Raw genomic sequence first — 17,170 nt, 5'->3', positions numbered from 1 at the left:
GCCGGTTGCAAGCGGCTGCGCCGACCACCGCGGAAGCCTGAAAGGAGCTGGATCATGGCCAATCTTTTCGACGCGCCGCAGTTCATCGAAGACGCGCCGTCTCTCGCCGTGAATGCGGAATCGCACACAACGGCGACGCAACCCGCCGTGATATTCGACGACGTCGGCAAGGTGTTCGCGAATACGCGCGGCGTGGCAACCGCGGCGCTCGCCAACGTCACGTTGAACGTGGCGCGCGGCGAAGTGTTCGGCATTATCGGCCGCAGCGGTGCAGGCAAGTCGACGCTGCTGCGGCTCGTCAATGGGCTGGAAAAGCCGAGTTCAGGCGCCGTGCGCGTGAATGGCGTGAGCGTCGGCGAACTCGACGAACGCGGACTCGTGACCCTGCGCCGCCGTATCGGCATGGTGTTCCAGCACTTCAATCTGCTGTCCGCAAAGACCGTGCGCGAGAACATTGCGTTGCCGCTGAAAATCGCCGGCGTGCCGAAAGCGGCGATCGAGAAAAAAGTCGACGCGTTGCTGGAACTGGTGGGCCTGTCCGCCAAGCGCGATGCTTATCCGGCGAGCCTGTCCGGCGGTCAGAAACAGCGAGTCGGGATTGCGCGGGCTTTGGTCACCGATCCGGACATTCTGCTTTGCGACGAAGCCACCTCCGCGCTGGATCCGGAAACGACGCAAGCGATTCTCGCCTTGCTGCGCGATATCAATCAGCGTCTGAATCTGACCGTCGTATTGATCACGCACGAGATGCAGGTGATTCGCGAGGTCTGCGATACGGTCGCGGTGATCGAGCGCGGTGAAGTCGTGGAAACCGGTCCGGTGTGGCGCGTATTCGGCGATCCGCAACACGACGCGACGCGCGCGCTGTTGCGCACCCTGGTGCATGACTTGCCGACGGACCTCGCCGAGCGCGTCAAACCATTGCACGACATCGCGCAAGCGGATGCACAGATTCTGCTGGACGTGCGTTTCACCGGCGCCGACGCGCGCGAGCCGGATCTCGGCGGGCTTGCTTCGGCGCTGAGTGTCGAAGGCGGACGCGTGAGCTTCGTGCATGGCGGCATCGACCGGATTCAGGGGCATGCGCAGGGACGTCTCGTGGTGTCGGCGCAAGTCCGTGCGAACGCGGACAGCACCGTGCAAGCGCAGATCGCGACATTGCTCGAACGCGCGCGCCGCTACGCCAATCATGTCGAGGTATTGGGCTATGTCTGATCTGTGGCTTTCCGAACTCGCTGACGCGATTCGCGACACCATCGTCATGGTCGGCGTGTCCGCATTCATCGCGGCGCTGGTCGGCGTTCCGCTAGCACTGGTGCTGGTCACCACGACACGTGGCGGCATCTTCGAGAAGCGGGTGGTGAACAGTACGCTTGGTGCGCTCGTCAATGCGTTCCGCTCCACGCCATTCATCATTCTGCTGGTGGCATTGCTGCCGCTCACACGTTTGCTGATCGGCACGACGATCGGCGTGTGGGCCGCGATCGTGCCGCTCAGCATCGCGGCGATTCCGTTTTTCGCGCGCGTAGCCGAAGTGAGTTTGCGCGAAGTGGACCGTGGTCTGATCGAAGCCGCGCAGGCAATGGGCGCGCAACGCCGGCATATCATCTGGCATGTGCTGCTGCCCGAGGCGCTGCCGGGCATTCTCGGCGGCTTCACCATCACGGTGGTGGCGATGATCGGCTCGTCGGCGATGGCGGGCGCAGTCGGCGCCGGCGGCCTCGGCGATCTGGCCATCCGCTATGGCTACCAGCGCTTCGATACGACCGTGATGGTGACGGTGATCGTGCTGCTGATCGTGATCGTCACGGCGGTGCAGTTCGTCGGCGACCGGTTCGTTCGGCGGCTCGCGCAGCGCGCGTGAGCGCCCATGATCGTGTCTGTCGTTCCGGCCACGCGGCGGTTATTCGCATGAGGAATAGCCGCGCACGTTTGCGGCACCTGTATCACCGCCTATCATGCTAGCTATGGCATTGGGCGTCGTCGCAAGCATTGTGTCTGCCGCGGCCCGCCAGAAAATTTTTCACATGGAAATTGCATGAACGATCCTCGTCATGCCGATGCGTTGCACACGCCTCAGGCATCCGCTGCGCCGGTGGTGCGCGATCTCGCGAGTCTGCTCGACGCGCTGCATGCCAGTGCCGCGCAGCGCGATCTCGAAGGCGGCCACGCCGCCCAGGAAAAACAATGGATCGCCGACGCGGGGCTTCTCACGCTCGCGGTGCCGCGCGAATTCGGCGGCCTCGGCGCGCGTTGGCCCGACATCTACGAGACGGTTCGCAAGATCGCGCAAGTGGACAGCGCGCTCGCGCATCTGTTGGGCTTCACGTGCCTGCAGGTGGTCAGCGTCAATGTATGGGGCAATCCTGAACAACGCGCCCGCTTTCTGAGCGGCACCGTCGAAAACCGGTGGTGGTGGGGTAACGCCGTCAATCCGCTCGACACACGGCTCATTGCCACCGCAAGCGGCGACGGCGGCTACCTGCTCGACGGCCAGAAGGGATTCTGCTCAGGCACGCGCGGCTCGCAGATGATGACGGTCTCCGCGCAGGATCCGGTCACCGGCAAACCGGTGTTCGGTGTCCTGCCGACCACGCGCGAAGGCATTACCGTTCACGAAGACTGGAATCCGATCGGCCAGCGGCAGACCGACAGCGGCAGCGTGTCGTTCGTGCGCGTCAAGCTCGAACCGCATGAAGTCATGGAGCGGCCCGACACACCGCACGCGAGTTTGCGCACGCTGATTTCGCAACTGGTGCTGACCAACCTGTTCGTGGGCATTGCACAGGGCGCGCTCGACGAAGCGCGAGCCTACGTCACGCAGCACGGTAAGGCGTGGATCTATTCCGGCGTGGACAAAGCCACCGACGATCCCTACCTGATCCAGCGCTTCGGCGAAATGCGCCTGCAAGCGGTCAGCGCGGAAGCGCTGGCCACGCGCGCGGCCTGGCTGCTCGACGACGCGTGGCAACGGGGCGCGGCGCTTTCCCCCGAAACCCGTGCGCAGGTTGCGCTCGCCACTTCGGAGGCGAAGATCGTCGCGCACCGCGCCGCGCTCGACGTCAGCGAACAGCTGTTCGACGCCTGTGGTGCCCGCGCCACGCACGCGCCGCTCGCGCTCGACCGTTTCTGGCGCAACGCTCGCGTGCACACGCTGCACGATCCGCTGGACTATCGCGTGCGCGACGTCGGCCGCTACGCGCTCACCGGCACGTTGCCGGAGGTTTCTTTGTACACTTGAGGCGGCTCGCGGCGGCCTGTACGATGCGCCGTGTTTATCCCCTTCAAGAGACTCCCGGATTGCAGTTCAAACTACCGACTACGGCAACGGCACCGTTTTGCCCATCCGAGGTGCAAGGCTCGGTGGCCGTCACGCAAGGCGCGCCTTTCTGGAAGAGGATTCTGCAATTCGCGGGGCCCGGCCTGCTGGTCTCGATCGGCTATATGGACCCGGGCAACTGGGCGACCGACATCGAAGCGGGCTCGCGCTATGGGTACAGCCTGCTGTTCGTCGTCATGCTGTCGAGTCTCGCGGCGATGGCGCTGCAATGTCTGAGCATGCGCCTCGGCATTGCTACCGGGCGCGACCTCGCCGAATTGTCGAGAACACGCTATTCACCGGCCGTGGCGCGCTTTCAGTGGCTGTTGGCGGAACTCTCGATCGTGGCCTGCGATCTGGCCGAAGTGCTCGGCGGCGCACTCGCTTTCCATCTGCTCTTCAAATGCTCGCTGACCACCGGCGTGCTGCTGACCGCGTTCGATACGCTGATCGTGCTCGGCCTGAAGGGCAAGAATTTCCGCGACCTCGAAGCGATCATGCTCGGGCTGATCGCGACCATCGGCGTCGGGTACATCATCGAACTGGCGCTGGTGCAGCCGCACTGGCCATCGGTCGCGCAGGGGCTGATTCCGTCGTGGCAGGCTTTGAGTTCGCGCGAGCCCATGTATCTGGCAATCGGCATTCTCGGCGCGACGGTCATGCCGCATAACCTCTATCTGCATTCGTCGATCGTGCAGACGCGCGCGGTGAAGCGCGATCCCGCCAGCATCAGGTCGGCGATCGGCATGTCGCGCATCGACACGATCGTGTCGCTCGTGCTCGCGCTGCTGATCAACATGGCGATCCTGATTCTGGCCGCCGCCGCGTTCCATGCCACCGGCCACAATCAGGTCACCGAAATCGAGGACGCCTACAAGCTGCTCGCGCCCATCGTCGGCACCGGTTTCGCAGCGGTGCTGTTCGCCGTGACCTTGCTCGCCTCGGGACAAAGCTCGACCTTTACCGGCACGGTGGCGGGGCAGGTCATCATGGAAGGTTTCCTGAAACTGAAGATTCCGTGCTGGCAACGGCGCTTCATCACGCGGGCTCTGGCGTTGATTCCCGCGCTCATCGGCGTGCAGATGATGGGCAACGGCGCTGTCGGCAAGCTGCTGGTCGCAAGCCAGGTCGTGCTGAGCCTGCAGTTGCCGTTCGCGCTTTATCCGCTGATCCGCATGACCAACGACCGTTCGCTGATGGGCGAATTCGCCAATACGCTGCTGACGCGGTGCGTCGCGTGGACGCTGTTCGTGGTGATCAGCGCGGCGAACCTCTGGCTGGTGGTGCAAACGGCCGGATTGGCCGGATGATCCGGCCACGTGCCGGCTGCCGGCGCTGAAGGGGAAAGATGGGCGAAGAGGGCGAAGGGATGAAAAAAAAGTCCGCGTGGAGCGGACTTTCTATGTGAGGCTTCGGTTCGAGTCGGGCCGGACCAGCCCTCGTCGAGTCAGCGTTAATCCATTCAGGCGGCCTGCGCGATCTGCGCTGCTTCGAGTGCTTCCTGGCGGGCGGCCGCGGCTTTCTTCGTCTTGCCGGCACGCGAGGGTGGCTGGCATGCGCCGCACACCACGTTGTGCTGCAGATCGTGTTTGTGCGCCACGAACTTGCCGGTGCAACGGCAGCATCGGGTCAATTGCAGAATGTCGGCGTCGAAAAAGCGCACCAGCGTCCACGCACGCGTCAGATCCAGCACCGGTTCGGTTTCGCTGTGCTGGCAATGTTCCAGATACAGCCGGTACCCTTTGGTCAGCGCGTCCAGATGGGAGCAGCGCGCTTCGTTCTTCAGGAACAGATACGTGTTGTAGAACAGCGACGCGTGAATGTTCGCCAGCCACGTCATGTACCAGTCCGCCGAAAAAGGCAGCATGCCCTTGGGCGGCGACACACCCTTGACCTCGCGATACAGGCGGATCATGCGGTCGCGCGAGAGCGTCAGTTCGCTTTCGAGCACCTGCATGCGCGCGCCGAGTTCGATCAGCGCGATGGCGCGAAATACTTCCTGGGCGTCTTCCGTCAGGCTACGCTTGAGCATCGCGGTCACCTCGATTAAGCGAACTGCTCGGCAGGCTGGCCTGCAAGCAGGATCGCCGCGTGAGTCGGTGCAACTGCTGTGTGTTTCGTCGTTTGCGTCAACGCCGACAACATGGAGTGGTCGTTAAAGCGGAAAAAACACAAAAGCTGATCGGAAGCGGCCAGCTTGACGATCTGCGCGAGCGACAGCCCGGCAAGCAAATCGGCCAGTTCCGACGACAATCCCAACCGGAACATCCCGACCGGTTTGTCCTCACGCAACATACGTTGCGCGAGCATGATGTAAGACAAGTTGATCTCGCGGATTGAATCCAGCGTCTCGCTGCTACGGTCCATTTTTTGTGTTTCCGAAGCCCCGAATTACGATGTCGGCTTTTTCTGCCGTTATGTCTTTTGTGCCTCGCCGGAAATGATGTCCTCCGGCTACTGTCACCACCTGATACAGGCGGCGACCTTTTGATACATCGCGTTACATTTCGTAACAGCTTGGGACGAATTGTATGAAGGGTAAAACAAGAAATCAATCCCTTCTCAAAAAAATGTCTCAAAAAGATACATCAATTTTCGGTAACTCTTTCACAGGGTTGTAATACGTCATGCATAGCGGATTTCTGACCTGCCCGAATTTCTGTCTGGTCCATGAAAACCCTTGTAGTACAGGCTTTTCGCTTATTTGTCTGAGCAAATGACGGGGATCGGTTACCGCCCGGTAATTCCGGCTTCGGTCAGAAAGGGAATGGAAAGCAAGGTCAATATAAAGTAATAAGTACCACTGCCTTACCGCGTTTTGGGGACAAAACGAAGATGTAACGGGTTGGTGCGGCCCCAGTTACAATCAAGGCCGGATTTGTAACTTCTGGCCTAACTTCTGCCGGATGGTTGAGCGGCCATGTTCGACTTCGGCGCCAGACGCGGGCAACGGACGCACCGTTGAACGGCGGCGAGGTCCGCCGCGCCCTTGCTATCTCTATCTATTTGATAAATAGCGCCATCAGATCGGCGTCGTGAAACACGCCGTTGACATTCAGCGCGCCGATTTCGCAGCCATATTTGCGAAAACCGAGCGACTCATAAAGTTTTCTGGCGGCTTCGTTGCGGCTGCCGACCAGCAGCTGGATTTGCCGTAGACCGTCCACACGCGAAGCCCGCGCCAGTAATTCATTGAGCAACGCTCGCCCGACGCCGCGGCCCGCGGCTTCCGGCGCGACATACATGCCGACCATAGCGGCCTTATGCCGTTGTTTGTCATTCGGGATTCGCAGCAGTCCGACCACGCCGATCAACGGTGTTCCGGCCGATGCGTAAGCGCCGAGCAGAAAATCGCCTTCGGCCGCACGCGAGCCCTCCAGTATCGCGTCGTGTTGTGACGCGCCTTTGGCAAGCGCTTCCTCATAACTCTGACCGAACGAATCCGGATGCGCCCTCAGTCCGCGCAGGCGAAGCTGGAAGTAGTCGTCGCGGTCGTCGGGACCGAGTTGGCGTACGAGTAGGGCGTTGTCGTTCAAATGTTTTCTCCGTGCGGTCCGGCGATTGAAAGGAGAAGGACTCGACGTGGCACGGTGCCGCGTCTGCGGTCAGGCTACGGTTGGCGCACTGCGTCTGCGCGTTGATTCCCAGCGGATTCGCGCAATGCCGCCGTGGTTTGCTGGTCGGCCGGGAAGAATGCTTCGATGGCGAGCTCCGAAAGTGTTACGTCCACTGGCGTACCGAACACCGTGGTCGTGCTCAGAAACGACAGCACGCCGATCGGCGTGCGCAGCCGCAGCGGCACCGCAATCTGGGCGGCAGTGGCGGTGTCGTGTTCGGCCGCATCCGCGCCCGGCGGCGCCGGATAAGCGGCCAGTTCTTCGTGCAGCGCGCTTAGCGTGTCGTCGCCGCTCACGTCGATTTGCCGCTGCAATCGAGCCAGTATGTGCTCGCGCCACGCATGCCAATTGACGATCGACGCCGCAATGCCCTCCGGATGCAGGCTCAGGCGCAGCGCGTTGACCGGCGGCTTCAGCAGTTCCGGACTCGCGCCGTCGAGCAGGGGCGCGAGCGCGCCGTTCGCGGCGATGATGGTCCAGTGCCGGTCGATGGCGAGCGCCGGATAAGGCTCATGCCCCTTCAGCACCAATTCGACGGCCTCGCGCGCGGCGGCCAACTGTGGATCCGATAGCTGACGCTCACGGAATAACGGCGCATAACCTGCCGCAACTAGCAAAGCATTGCGAGCCCGCAGCGGCACGTCGAGCCGTTCGGCAAGATGCATGACCATTTCCCGGCTCGGCACCGCGCGGCCTGATTCGACGAAGCTCAAATGCCGGGTCGAAATATCGGCTTCGGCGGCGAGCAGCAACTGGCTCATTCTTCGACGCTGGCGCCATTCGCGCAGCAGATCGCCGACCGTGCGGCTCGCCGCCGGCATGTGCGGCGGGACGGATTGGGCAAGCGAGAGTGTGTTCATGCCAACGATGATAGCCAAACCGCGCTGGCGATCCATTACCTGGAAGGTAATGGAAAACCCCGGCATATCCCTGACGATAAAGCCGATCCCGGCGTATCGACAATGTGTCAAAGCCGCCGGACTGGTGAGCGCAACGACAAACGCAACGACAAACGCAACGCCGGCCGCAACTCAGGCCGCCGCCACGCCTTCCGGCACCGCGTTGAGTTTGACGCCGAGCGCGCGCAGCAGCTTGAACACCGTATCCATGCGTGGTTTGGAACCGGGCGCGAGCGTTTTGTAGAGGCTTTCGCGGCCAAGTCCGGCATCTGCCGCGATCTTGGCGATGCCGCGCGCTTTGGCGATGTCGGCGATTGCGGCGAGCAGGAGGTCGGCGTCGCCTTCTTCCAGCGCGGCGTTGAGATACTCGGCGATCATTTCCTCGCTATCGAGGTAGTGTGACGCGTCGAACCGTGCGGTTTTGATCTTGCTCATGACAGTTCCTCTCTGATTGCTGCCCACATTGTTTTGGCATGCTTGATATCGGCTGGCTGGGTGGACTTGTCGCCACCGCAGAGCAGCAGATAGACCACGCGTTCTTCACGCGCGAAGTAGACCCGATAACCCGGGCCGTAGTCGATGCGCATCTCTGACACACCGTCTTCCAGCAACTTCATGTCGCCGAAATGCCCGCGTTCCGCACGCCGGATTCGCACGAGTATTTTCGCCCTCGCTCTTTGATCGGAGAGCCGCGCGAGCCAGGCGTCGAACTCCTCGGTGCGGTTGACCGTGTACACAGGTGGTGAACCGATCTGCTGAGAAGTGTATCCGACAGGATACGGTCTTGCAAGTGTAAAAATCATATTGAAAAAGCGGCCCGTGTCCGTGTCTGTTGAGTGCGTCACACGCCGCGCACCAGTGCCGCGCGGCCCCCATTTGCCACATGAGGTTAGCCGCTGCCGCCGCGGCCGGATGGCCTATCCGCCGAACGCCGAACGCCGAACGCCGAACGCCGAACGCCGAACGGCACACGGCACACGGCACACGGCACACGGCACACGGCACACGGCGAAATTTCCTCGCACCGCTGCGCGCGCACCTGCTTACCTCCCACGTAATCGACGCATCGCGCCCAAGCCTCCAATCTTCACTCCGGGCCCGCCGCATACAAACGTGTCTGCGAGGCGTAGTGCTCAGTCATGCCAATGAAGGAGTCTTGAGATGAACGCGCATACCGATCTGATCGACCGTTATTTCGACGTATGGAACGAGACCGATGGCGCGCGCCGTCGCGAGTTGATCGCCGCGACATGGAGCGCCGACGCCGACTATCGCGACCCGCTGTTGTCAGGTGCCGGCCACGAAGGCATCGACGCGATGATCCGCGCGGTGCACGAGCGCTTCCCGCATCACACGTTTCGCCGCACGGGCCAGGTTGACGGCTTCGCCGACCGGCTGCGCTTTTCCTGGGAGCTGATCACGCCCGCCGGCGAGGCAATCGTGAAGGGGTCCGACTTCGGTGTGGTCGATCCACGCGGACGCTTGCAGGCCGTTACCGGCTTCCTCGATCAGGTGCCGGACGCCGCCTGAGCCTCGTTTCATTCCGGAGACGATCATGCACGAGCCCGCTGCCGCCACGTCTGCGCAAACGGCCATGATGGTTGCGCGCCTCGCGGGCGCTGTCGACTCGCTGGCCTGCTCGGTCGCCGGTTTCGCACTGCTCGCCGGTGCGCGCGCGTTCACGTTCATGGCGTTGCTGGGCTGGCGCGAGCCGGTGCTGGGCGGCGCGGGCCTCGTGCTGCTGGCGGTGGTCGGCTGGCTGCGTTGGCAATGCGGCATCGCCAGTGCGCTGCCGGCCACGCGCAAGGTCCGGACGACGGTCCATCCGGACAGCAGCGCTGCGTGCCGCGACCACGGGCGCACCCCGCCGGATGCGTGCGACGTTGCTTGCTACAATCGTCCGCTGGAATGCGATTCGAAGCGCCGTCACGCCTTCGTCGAATCGGGCGCCTGCCGTTCCGGCCCGACTCGAACGCGGGCGTGAGCCGGGCGCTTCACGCATCTGGAAACCAGCATCCGGACCCGGGCGGCCAGCCGCCAATCGGACCTGACCGGACTACAAGGAGACACCGTGCTGAAGAATCTGGACCCGCTGCTCAATGCCGACATACTGTATGCGCTACGCTCGATGGGCCACGGCGACGAACTCATCATTTGCGACGCCAACTTTCCGGGCGACTCGGTCGCGCGCGAGAGCGTGCTGGGCAAACTGCTTCGCCTCGACGGCGTGAGCGCGCCGCGCGCGATTCGCGCGGTTCTCTCGGTGATGCCGCTGGATACGTTCATCGAACACCCGGCGTCGCGCATGGAGGTGGTCGGCGAACCACACACGCTTCCGGCCGTGCAGCGGGAAGCACAAACCGAAGTCAACGCCGCGGAGGGGCGCGATGTGCCGTTCGCGCCGATCGAGCGGTTTGCGTTTTATGAGCGGGCGCGCAAAGCGTATTGCGTGATCGCCACCGGCGAAGCGCGCGGTTACGGTTGCTTCGTGTTCACGAAGGGCGTTCTGCTCGCTCCGGACGCGCCGCAGTCGTAGTCCTGGCCAGTGCCAGTGCCACGCCATGAACACGACGTGCCAACAGCCGCACGCGAGTATCACACGCATCACACGCGTGCCAACTTTGCTTCTGCCCGCCGTTGGCGGACCGGCCAGGTCGGCCACGAGACAACGGCTCACATCACGGTGACGAAACCATGAGCTTTTCTATAGAGAGTCTGGATCATCTCGTTCTGAACGTTGCCGACGTGGAAGTCAGCGCGGCGTGGTACGCACGCATGCTCGGCATGCAGCGCACCGGGTTCGAGTCGCGCACCGGTACGCGGGTGGCAATGACCTACGGCAATCAGAAGATCAATCTGCGTCCCGCCGCGGCCGACACCGTCGCGTGGTTCACCGGCCGCGAGCCGGTGCCCGGCAGCGCCGATCTGTGCTTCGTCACGACTGCAAGCCCCGCCGAGGTCAAGGCGCATTGGCTGGCCGAGGGCGTCGAAATCGAGGCCGGCCCGGTGGAGCGCGACGGCGCGCGCGGCAAGATGACCTCGGTGTATTGCCGCGATCCGGACGGTAATCTGATCGAAGTCGCGACGTATCCTCGCGCATAACCACGGCGGTGACGCCGCCGCCGGCATGCACCGCGGACGCTAACCGGCGAGCCGCTTCGGCACTTTTTTCCGTCCCGGCATGCGACGCGCCTCGCGCCTCCCATTTTCCCGGGCTTGGAAAAGGCGGGCAATGCACATATTCTCAGTTGCAATGCGGGGAACTGCAGCCCTCCGGCGGGGTCTGCTGCTTATTCATTTACAGGAGCCCCTTATGTCGCGTCCCGTCGATTCCGGCGTTATCCTCATCGCGCGCATTGCCCTTGCGGTGCTGTTCCTGTGGGGCGGAGTGATGAAACTGCTGGGCTATGCGGGTTTTGTCGGCTACCTGCATTCGAAGGGCGTGCCGTTCGTGCAGATCGCCGCGCCGATCGCGGTCGCTGTCGAGGCGCTCGGCGGTTTGTTGCTGATCGTCGGCTTCAAGGTACGTCCGCTTGCGCTCATCATGGCCGCATACACGGTAGCGACGGCGGTTCTGGGACACGATTTCTGGAATGTGACCGACGCCGCCCTGCAACGCGATATGGTCATCCATTTCTGGAAGAACGTCGGCATTGCCGGTGGTTTCCTGCTGCTGTTCGTGACCGGCGCGGGCGGGATCAGTATCGACGGTGCGCGCCCGGGAGGAGGTTCTCTCGGCGGACGCTCGTCGCGCGGCGGACTGGGGCTTTGATGCGGCAGTTCAGGTAGTCTGCGGGGATCGCTTTCGATTCCGGCTTGTAACCAGGGAGCAAATAATGATTCAAACTTTTGAGCAAACCATTGGCGGCAAGGTCACGCAGTTGTGCGCGAGTCTCGGTGAAGGGCCTACGCCGCATCGGGTGATCATCAGTCTGGCCGACTCGGCGAAAACGCTGGTGATTCTGGATGCGTCCGGAATCATCAGCACGATCAAGGCGGAAATCGAGGAGCCGGAAAAACTGATTGCCGACGCCATCGCCAAGTCGCAGGACGAAGGCCTGATCGAGCGGGCAATCCAGACCGGCGCGATCCAGGAGGCGTCGCTATAAGCCGGGCGGCGCGGCGTCGGCGGGCTTCGCCTCGGGGCTTGCTTGCGCTGCGTCGAGCATGGAGTCGGGTCTATAACCGAGGCTGCGGGAATCCGGTCATGGCGCCGGGACTCACAGACAGTCGCGCCACCGTCGTGAAACTGCTTCACAGAGTGCCGCCTGCACCGTTCGCGTGGCCTCTTCAACCTTCCATCCCACATCCGATAGCGAATCGGCCGGGAGAATCATCCGACATGGATGCCCGCAGACCGACCCTAACCAGTCCAGTGATCTGACCGTCTGTGTGCAAAGCGCGAGCCGGCACCCCACGGGAAGCCGACCCAATACCCGTTCGATTTCTGTACGGGCGCGAATTCCAGGACCTGTATGCGATGCCGCTGAGGCCACCCACTCGCGGCGGAGAGATTCGGTATCGTTCAAAGACAGTAGAGCGAATTGGGCGGTATCGGCGAAGCGATCGGATAGCGCGGGTGCGACGAAAATCCCCGCTGTAGAGTCTACGATCATGCACACTTCGGTGAGTGACGACGGCGGCCGGATCCACACGCATTGCTCTGTTGCCGCCGACTTGCTTTCATCTGGGTACCTGTTCATTAGCAGTACTTTTTAGAACGTGATGTTGGATGGACGTCGGTATTCGATTCACATCGTCGTCTGAGTTCAGGCGGAACGCCGGCTTATGTAAAAGGACTGGCCTTCAGACCGGTTGCTGCTGGCAGCGCTGCGGCATTCGTCCGATTCGACGTCCGTCTGGCATGATCGTATCTGACGATTCTAGGACGTTTTTCATTTGCAAATATTGCAAATATCAGCCTATAAGCGTAGCTTGCCGCAGATATGAAGCTTCGGAACGTAATTAAATTTCGAAAGGATGACCGTGAGAACAACAAAAAAACGTGGTCCGGTTGGCGACAGTGACAGGACGGCACCGCAACTCGATCGGATTGACCGGGCAATCCTCAAGCAGTTGCAAAGTGACGCTTCCATTTCCAACGTCAATCTCGCGGCAAAGGTCAGGTTAAGCGCACCGGCCTGCCTGAGGCGCGTCGAGCGGCTCAAGGAGATGGGGTTGATACGGGCCGTGGTCGCACTTCTCGACCCCAAGGCATTAGACTGGGCGATGCTCGTGGTGATCGGCTTTGTGCTGGACCGTTCAACGCCTGAAACCTTCGCCGAATTTGAGAAGGCGGCTCAAAGGGTCTCCGGGTGCATGGAGTGTCACGTCGTAACGGGCGAATTCGACTATTTCATGCTGGTACGCACGCGAGACAGTGACAGCTTCAATCGGCTGCATGCGGAGCAGCTACTGTACCTTCCAGGGGTTCGTCAGATCCGGACGTTCATGGTGCTGAAGGAAATTCTCTCCACCACCAAACTGCCGCTCTGAAAGACACCCTGGGTGATTTGCGACATGCGATCCCCCGGTTTCCCGTCCGGAACAACCATGCCGCCAATTTGATCGCAGGCTGCGTACGCGAAGTACGCGTCATCCGCGCGGCTGTATTTGCCTGGGGCGTCGAACCCCGATGCAAACTGAAACGGCGCACCGTGCGGCGCGCCGTCATTGTCAAACAGCAGCAGAATCAAAAGGAGAAGCGGAAGCGCCGATCAGCGCTTTTGCGGTGCGTCCTTGATGAACAGCGTGGTCAACGCCCCGAGAATGCAGATTGCGCCGACGTACATCGGTGCGGCCATCGGGTTGGACTTCATCATCAGCGACACGGCGATCGGCGTGAGGCCGCCGAAAACCGCATACGCCACGTTGTACGAGAACGAGATGCCCGAGAAGCGCACCACCGGCGGGAACGCCTTGACCATCACGAACGGAATCGCGCCGATCACGCCGACGAACAGACCGGTCACCGCGTACAGCGGCACCAGCGCGGAGGTATCGAGCGCGAGCTGCTGGAACATCACGTAGTAGGTCACGGCCAGCACCAGGCCGCCGATGAAAATCGTGCGCCCCGCGCCAATGCGGCCGGCAATCGAGCCCGCCAGCACGCAGCCGATGGTCAGGCACAGCGTCGCCACGCAGTTCGCCAGCAACGCGGTGGCCGGCGCGATATGAAACTGCTTTTGCAGCAGCGTCGGCGTCATCAGGATCACCACGACGATCGCGGCCGAGAGCATCCACGTGAGCAGCATCGAAACGATCACGGCGCGGCCGTGGTCGCGCAGCACGGCCTTGAGCGGCACCTCGGCGGCGATCGCCTTGCGCTGCTTGAGTTCGGCGAACACCGGCGTCTCGTGCAGCCAGCGGCGCAGGTAGACCGAGAACATGCCGAACACGCCACCCACCAGGAACGGAATACGCCACGCGTACGCGGAGATTTCCGCCGGTGCGAAGTTGCGGTTCACCGCCGAGGCGATCAGCGAGCCGAGCAGGATACCCGCCGTGAGGCCGGCCGTCAGCGTGCCGCACGCATAGCCGATGTGCCGCTGCGGCACGTGTTCCGAGACGAACACCCATGCCCCCGGAACTTCGCCGCCGACCGCCGCGCCTTGCATCACACGGAAGAGCAGCAGCAGGACCGGCGCGAGCACGCCGATGCTGGTGTAGGTGGGCAGCAGGCCCATCATCAGCGTCGGCACGGACATGAGCAGCACGCTCAGCGTGAACATGCGCTTGCGGCCGAACAGATCGCCGAAATGCGCCATGATGATGCCGCCGAGCGGCCGCGCCAGATAGCCTGCGGCGAAAATGCCGAAGGTTTGCACCTGGCGCAGCCAGTCCGGCATTGCCGAGGGGAAAAACAGCTGGCCGATCGCCGGCGCGAAGAACACGAAGATGATGAAATCGTAGAACTCGAGAGCCCCGCCGAGCGCGGCGAGGCCAAGTGTCTTGTAATCGCTGCGCCCGAGAGGGCGTGGGGTGACAGCCTGCGCTCCACCCAGATTTGTCGCTTGCATTGCTGATGTCTTTTATTGGATTGGGAGCCACACGTAGCGTGTGGAAACACGGCGGTCGTCGGGCGAGAAGTGTGGCAAGCGCTGGGTAGAGCACGGGACACCGGCGCGCCGGCCCGGGTAGGGCAGGCACGACGACGACTGGGGCCAGGCGGGATTTTACAGGATGAAAGCCGATCGTTCAGGGGATGCTTAATTAGACTGAAAAAGTTCCCCGCAAACGCGCTTCTTTCGTGCAAAGGCGTCGGTGTTTTGAGAATTGTCGCAAGCGCGCGCGGGAATGTTCGGCGGCTCTATCAGGGCTGGCGGCTTCATATGTAAATTAGGATTGCTCCTATGGGATGGGGAGGGCGTGCCTCTGAGAATCGCGTCCGAGCTATCAGTTAAGAGTCATCCCATGCGCATTGCCATTCTTCAACGTGACCCGGTCATGCGTCAGTCGATCGAAAAGGTCCTGACGACCGCCGGCCACATCTGCACGGCCTTCGACGACGGCCTGAGCATGTCGAGAATGCTCGCGCGCTCCACCGTGGATCTGCTGGTGCTGGACTGGCAGAGCGTGCGCCTCTCCGGTTCCGAGGTGCTGCGCGCGGCGCGCGCAGTGGGTGGCGACCGTCTGCCGGTGATGTTCGCTTCGGCGGACACGGCGGAGGAGAACATCGTGCGCGCCTTCGTCGCCGGCGCGGACGACTACGTCGCGTTGCCGCTGCGCGCAGCCGAGTTTCGCGAGCGGGTTGCCGCGCTGCTGCGGCGAGCGTATCCGGACAGGTTCAGCACCACGAGTTTCGACGTGGGCCCGTACCATTTCGATACGCGCCGCCAGCTCGTCATGCTGCGCGGCCAGCCGGTCCAGCTATCCGGCACCCAGTACCGGCTGGCGTCGCTGTTTTTCTCCAACATCGGCCGCGTGCTGTCGCGCGATCACATCTTCGCGATGGTATGGGGCCGCGAGTTTCGCGAGTTCACTCGCACGATCGACAGTCACGTTTCGCGGCTGCGCCTGCTGCTCGAGATCGAGCCGCAAAACGAATTCCGGCTGCAACCGGTCTACAAGAGCGGCTACAGGCTGCTGCATCTGCGCCAGGGCGAATCCGCCGACCCCGATGCCGATTCCGATACCGACGCCGATGTCGAGAAGCAGGCGGCCTGAAGCCAGTCCGGCCGGATCAGATCTGCGGCAGTGCCGGCCGTGTTTCGAGCGCCTTGCGAATCAGCGCTTCGACAGCCTTGCGTTCGTCGCCGGCCAGCGGCAGACGTGGCGGGCGCACCGGCTCCGTGCCCAGGCCGACAATGGCTTCGGCGAGCTTGATGTTCTGCACCAGCTTTGCCGAGACGTCGAGCGCGAGCAGCGGCGCGAACCAGCGGTAGATCGCCCGCGCTTCCTCGAAGCGTCCCGCCTTCAGCAGCTTGTAGATCACCACCGTCTCACGCGGGAACGCGCACACGAGACCGGCCACCCAGCCATGCGCGCCCATCAATATTGCTTCCATCGCGAGATTGTCGACGCCGCAGAGAATCGCGAAGCGGTCGCCGACCGCGTTGATCAGGTCGGTCACGCGCCGCACGTCGCCACATGATTCCTTGATCGCGACGACCTTCTTCTCGTCGGCGATTTCCGCGAACATGTCGGGCGTCATGTCGACGCCATAGGCGAGCGGATTGTTGTAGATCATCAGCGGCAGCGCGCTTGCGTCGGCGACACTGCGGAAATGGTGCAGCGTCTCGCGACGGTCCGACAGATAGCGCAACCCCGGCAGCACCATGTAGCCGGCCGCGCCGTGACGGCTGCCGGCTTCGGCCTGGCGGCACGCGTCGAGCGTGCTGTTTTCGGCGATCGTCAATAGAACCGGCACACGGCCGCGCGAGGCCTCCACGGCGACGTCGAGCACCTGCAGCTTTTCATCCAGCGAGAGCGTCGACGCTTCGCCCAGCGATCCGCACACGATGATGCCGTCCACACCCGCCGCGATCTGCGCCTCGATATTCTTGCCGGTCCATGCGCGGTCTATGCTGAAATCCGCGTTGAATTTGGTGGTGACTGCGGGCAATACGCCTTCCCAGATATGCGCCACGACTGCTCTCCTGAATGTGATGTGTTCAAGCGCAGTGTAAGCAGGGAAAATCCTGCCGTCTTGCGTGAATCGCGCGCGGCGAATGACGATTTCAGCACAGCGGCTTTGCTTGAAGCGTCGCCGGAGCAAGGCGATCGGCCTGTTCCGATATGTGGGACAAGGGGCATCCAAGCGCGTTGCAAGCCCGACACGATGCGTTCCGGATAGCCTGCTTCAGACGCCGGACAGACGTCTCCGAGCCATGATC

Annotated in this window: 20 protein-coding genes; 12 read left to right on the top strand and 8 right to left on the bottom strand. The window is 62.5% G+C overall.

All coding sequences use genetic code 11. The features are described from left to right. Positions 1–54 precede the first annotated feature (54 nt). The 4 genes from BXE_RS32680 (at position 55) to BXE_RS32665 (ending at position 4,629) form a co-directional block, all read left to right on the top strand. On the top strand, positions 55–1,215 hold the full coding sequence (locus tag BXE_RS32680; RefSeq protein ID WP_011492402.1) for a methionine ABC transporter ATP-binding protein: 1,161 nt from the start codon (positions 55–57) through the stop codon (positions 1,213–1,215). Next, positions 1,208–1,864 (top strand): methionine ABC transporter permease, encoded by a 657-nt coding sequence (locus tag BXE_RS32675; protein ID WP_011492401.1) that lies wholly within the window; start codon positions 1,208–1,210, stop codon positions 1,862–1,864. Before BXE_RS32680 ends, BXE_RS32675 begins: the two co-directional genes overlap by 8 nt. 174 nt (positions 1,865–2,038) lie before the next feature. Next, positions 2,039–3,241, top strand: a complete 1,203-nt coding sequence (locus BXE_RS32670) for an acyl-CoA dehydrogenase family protein (protein ID WP_011492400.1) — start codon at positions 2,039–2,041, stop codon at positions 3,239–3,241. A 59-nt stretch (positions 3,242–3,300) separates the two neighbouring features. Continuing rightward, positions 3,301–4,629: an Nramp family divalent metal transporter gene (locus BXE_RS32665; protein WP_040124527.1), complete on the top strand. Its 1,329-nt coding sequence runs from the start codon at positions 3,301–3,303 to the stop codon at positions 4,627–4,629. Positions 4,630–4,781: 152 nt separating this feature from the next. Here the strand turns inward: BXE_RS32665 and flhC are convergent, their stop codons facing one another. From flhC to BXE_RS32635, 6 genes are all read right to left on the bottom strand, one after another. After that, on the bottom strand, positions 4,782–5,351 hold the full coding sequence (flhC, locus tag BXE_RS32660) for a flagellar transcriptional regulator FlhC (protein WP_011492398.1): 570 nt from the start codon (positions 5,349–5,351) through the stop codon (positions 4,782–4,784). 14 nt (positions 5,352–5,365) lie between these two features. Then, positions 5,366–5,686 carry a flagellar transcriptional regulator FlhD gene (gene flhD / locus BXE_RS32655; RefSeq protein WP_007177882.1) on the bottom strand — a complete coding sequence of 107 codons (321 nt, stop codon included), beginning with the start codon at positions 5,684–5,686 and terminating at the stop codon, positions 5,366–5,368. 635 nt (positions 5,687–6,321) lie between these two features. Beyond that, entirely contained in the window at positions 6,322–6,855 is a 534-nt protein-coding gene (locus tag BXE_RS32650) for a GNAT family N-acetyltransferase (protein WP_011492397.1), read from the bottom strand. Positions 6,856–6,929: 74 nt separating this feature from the next. Next, the gene (locus BXE_RS32645) at positions 6,930–7,832 is read right to left on the bottom strand and encodes a helix-turn-helix domain-containing protein (protein WP_081435596.1); all 903 of its coding nucleotides are present in this window, start codon (positions 7,830–7,832) and stop codon (positions 6,930–6,932) included. Between the two features lie 135 nt (positions 7,833–7,967). Continuing rightward, complete coding sequence (locus BXE_RS32640) at positions 7,968–8,270, bottom strand: addiction module antidote protein (protein WP_011492395.1); 303 nt, start codon at positions 8,268–8,270, stop codon at positions 7,968–7,970. Continuing rightward, a complete protein-coding gene (locus BXE_RS32635) occupies positions 8,267–8,638 on the bottom strand; it encodes a type II toxin-antitoxin system RelE/ParE family toxin (RefSeq protein ID WP_011492394.1) in 372 nt (123 codons plus the stop codon). Before BXE_RS32635 ends, BXE_RS32640 begins: the two co-directional genes overlap by 4 nt. Positions 8,639–8,996: 358 nt before the next feature. Between BXE_RS32635 and BXE_RS32630 the strand changes: the two genes are divergently transcribed. The 7 genes from BXE_RS32630 to BXE_RS32595 all read left to right on the top strand — a co-directional run bounded on the left by BXE_RS32630 (position 8,997) and on the right by BXE_RS32595 (position 13,331). Further along, positions 8,997–9,365: a nuclear transport factor 2 family protein gene (locus tag BXE_RS32630; protein WP_011492393.1), complete on the top strand. Its 369-nt coding sequence runs from the start codon at positions 8,997–8,999 to the stop codon at positions 9,363–9,365. A gap of 25 nt (positions 9,366–9,390) precedes the next feature. After that, entirely contained in the window at positions 9,391–9,819 is a 429-nt protein-coding gene (locus tag BXE_RS47420; protein WP_011492392.1) for a hypothetical protein, read from the top strand. Positions 9,820–9,906: 87 nt separating this feature from the next. Next, a complete protein-coding gene (locus tag BXE_RS32620; RefSeq protein ID WP_011492391.1) occupies positions 9,907–10,371 on the top strand; it encodes an RbsD/FucU family protein in 465 nt (154 codons plus the stop codon). A 158-nt stretch (positions 10,372–10,529) separates the two neighbouring features. Continuing rightward, positions 10,530–10,937, top strand: a complete 408-nt coding sequence (locus BXE_RS32615) for a VOC family protein (protein WP_011492390.1) — start codon at positions 10,530–10,532, stop codon at positions 10,935–10,937. Between the two features lie 211 nt (positions 10,938–11,148). Next, a complete protein-coding gene (locus tag BXE_RS32610; RefSeq protein ID WP_011492389.1) occupies positions 11,149–11,607 on the top strand; it encodes a DoxX family protein in 459 nt (152 codons plus the stop codon). Positions 11,608–11,671: 64 nt separating this feature from the next. Continuing rightward, positions 11,672–11,944, top strand: coding sequence for a hypothetical protein (locus BXE_RS32605; protein ID WP_011492388.1), 273 nt, complete (start codon positions 11,672–11,674; stop codon positions 11,942–11,944). Between the two features lie 877 nt (positions 11,945–12,821). Continuing rightward, entirely contained in the window at positions 12,822–13,331 is a 510-nt protein-coding gene (locus BXE_RS32595) for an Lrp/AsnC family transcriptional regulator (RefSeq protein ID WP_011492386.1), read from the top strand. Positions 13,332–13,552: 221 nt separating this feature from the next. Here BXE_RS32595 and BXE_RS32590 read toward each other — a convergent pair whose 3' ends face one another. Next, positions 13,553–14,854 carry an MFS transporter gene (locus tag BXE_RS32590; protein ID WP_011492385.1) on the bottom strand — a complete coding sequence of 434 codons (1,302 nt, stop codon included), beginning with the start codon at positions 14,852–14,854 and terminating at the stop codon, positions 13,553–13,555. A gap of 394 nt (positions 14,855–15,248) precedes the next feature. Here BXE_RS32590 and BXE_RS32585 point away from each other — a divergent pair, with 394 nt between their 5' ends. Beyond that, positions 15,249–16,001: a response regulator transcription factor gene (locus tag BXE_RS32585; RefSeq protein ID WP_040124535.1), complete on the top strand. Its 753-nt coding sequence runs from the start codon at positions 15,249–15,251 to the stop codon at positions 15,999–16,001. 16 nt (positions 16,002–16,017) lie between these two features. Here the strand turns inward: BXE_RS32585 and BXE_RS32580 are convergent, their stop codons facing one another. Beyond that, positions 16,018–16,923 (bottom strand): dihydrodipicolinate synthase family protein, encoded by a 906-nt coding sequence (locus BXE_RS32580; protein ID WP_011492383.1) that lies wholly within the window; start codon positions 16,921–16,923, stop codon positions 16,018–16,020. Positions 16,924–17,170 lie beyond the last annotated feature (247 nt).

Source organism: Paraburkholderia xenovorans LB400 (assembly GCF_000013645.1).
In the GTDB taxonomy this organism is placed as follows: domain Bacteria; phylum Pseudomonadota; class Gammaproteobacteria; order Burkholderiales; family Burkholderiaceae; genus Paraburkholderia; species Paraburkholderia xenovorans.
The sequence above is the reverse complement of the archived record's forward strand: the minus strand, read 5'-3'. Positions and strand labels throughout refer to the sequence as shown.

Coding starts and splice junctions, on each gene's coding strand:
- flhD (WP_007177882.1), bottom strand. CDS start 5,686: ATGGACCGTAGCAGCGAGACGCTGGATTCAATCCGCGAGATCAACTTG.
- BXE_RS32640 (WP_011492395.1), bottom strand. CDS start 8,270: ATGAGCAAGATCAAAACCGCACGGTTCGACGCGTCACACTACCTCGAT.
- BXE_RS32630 (WP_011492393.1), top strand. CDS start 8,997: ATGAACGCGCATACCGATCTGATCGACCGTTATTTCGACGTATGGAAC.
- BXE_RS32585 (WP_040124535.1), top strand. CDS start 15,249: ATGCGCATTGCCATTCTTCAACGTGACCCGGTCATGCGTCAGTCGATC.
- flhC (WP_011492398.1), bottom strand. CDS start 5,351: ATGCTCAAGCGTAGCCTGACGGAAGACGCCCAGGAAGTATTTCGCGCC.
- BXE_RS32590 (WP_011492385.1), bottom strand. CDS start 14,854: ATGCAAGCGACAAATCTGGGTGGAGCGCAGGCTGTCACCCCACGCCCT.
- BXE_RS32675 (WP_011492401.1), top strand. CDS start 1,208: ATGTCTGATCTGTGGCTTTCCGAACTCGCTGACGCGATTCGCGACACC.
- BXE_RS32605 (WP_011492388.1), top strand. CDS start 11,672: ATGATTCAAACTTTTGAGCAAACCATTGGCGGCAAGGTCACGCAGTTG.
- BXE_RS32645 (WP_081435596.1), bottom strand. CDS start 7,832: ATGGATCGCCAGCGCGGTTTGGCTATCATCGTTGGCATGAACACACTC.
- BXE_RS32670 (WP_011492400.1), top strand. CDS start 2,039: ATGAACGATCCTCGTCATGCCGATGCGTTGCACACGCCTCAGGCATCC.
- BXE_RS47420 (WP_011492392.1), top strand. CDS start 9,391: ATGCACGAGCCCGCTGCCGCCACGTCTGCGCAAACGGCCATGATGGTT.
- BXE_RS32615 (WP_011492390.1), top strand. CDS start 10,530: ATGAGCTTTTCTATAGAGAGTCTGGATCATCTCGTTCTGAACGTTGCC.
- BXE_RS32680 (WP_011492402.1), top strand. CDS start 55: ATGGCCAATCTTTTCGACGCGCCGCAGTTCATCGAAGACGCGCCGTCT.
- BXE_RS32635 (WP_011492394.1), bottom strand. CDS start 8,638: ATGATTTTTACACTTGCAAGACCGTATCCTGTCGGATACACTTCTCAG.
- BXE_RS32610 (WP_011492389.1), top strand. CDS start 11,149: ATGTCGCGTCCCGTCGATTCCGGCGTTATCCTCATCGCGCGCATTGCC.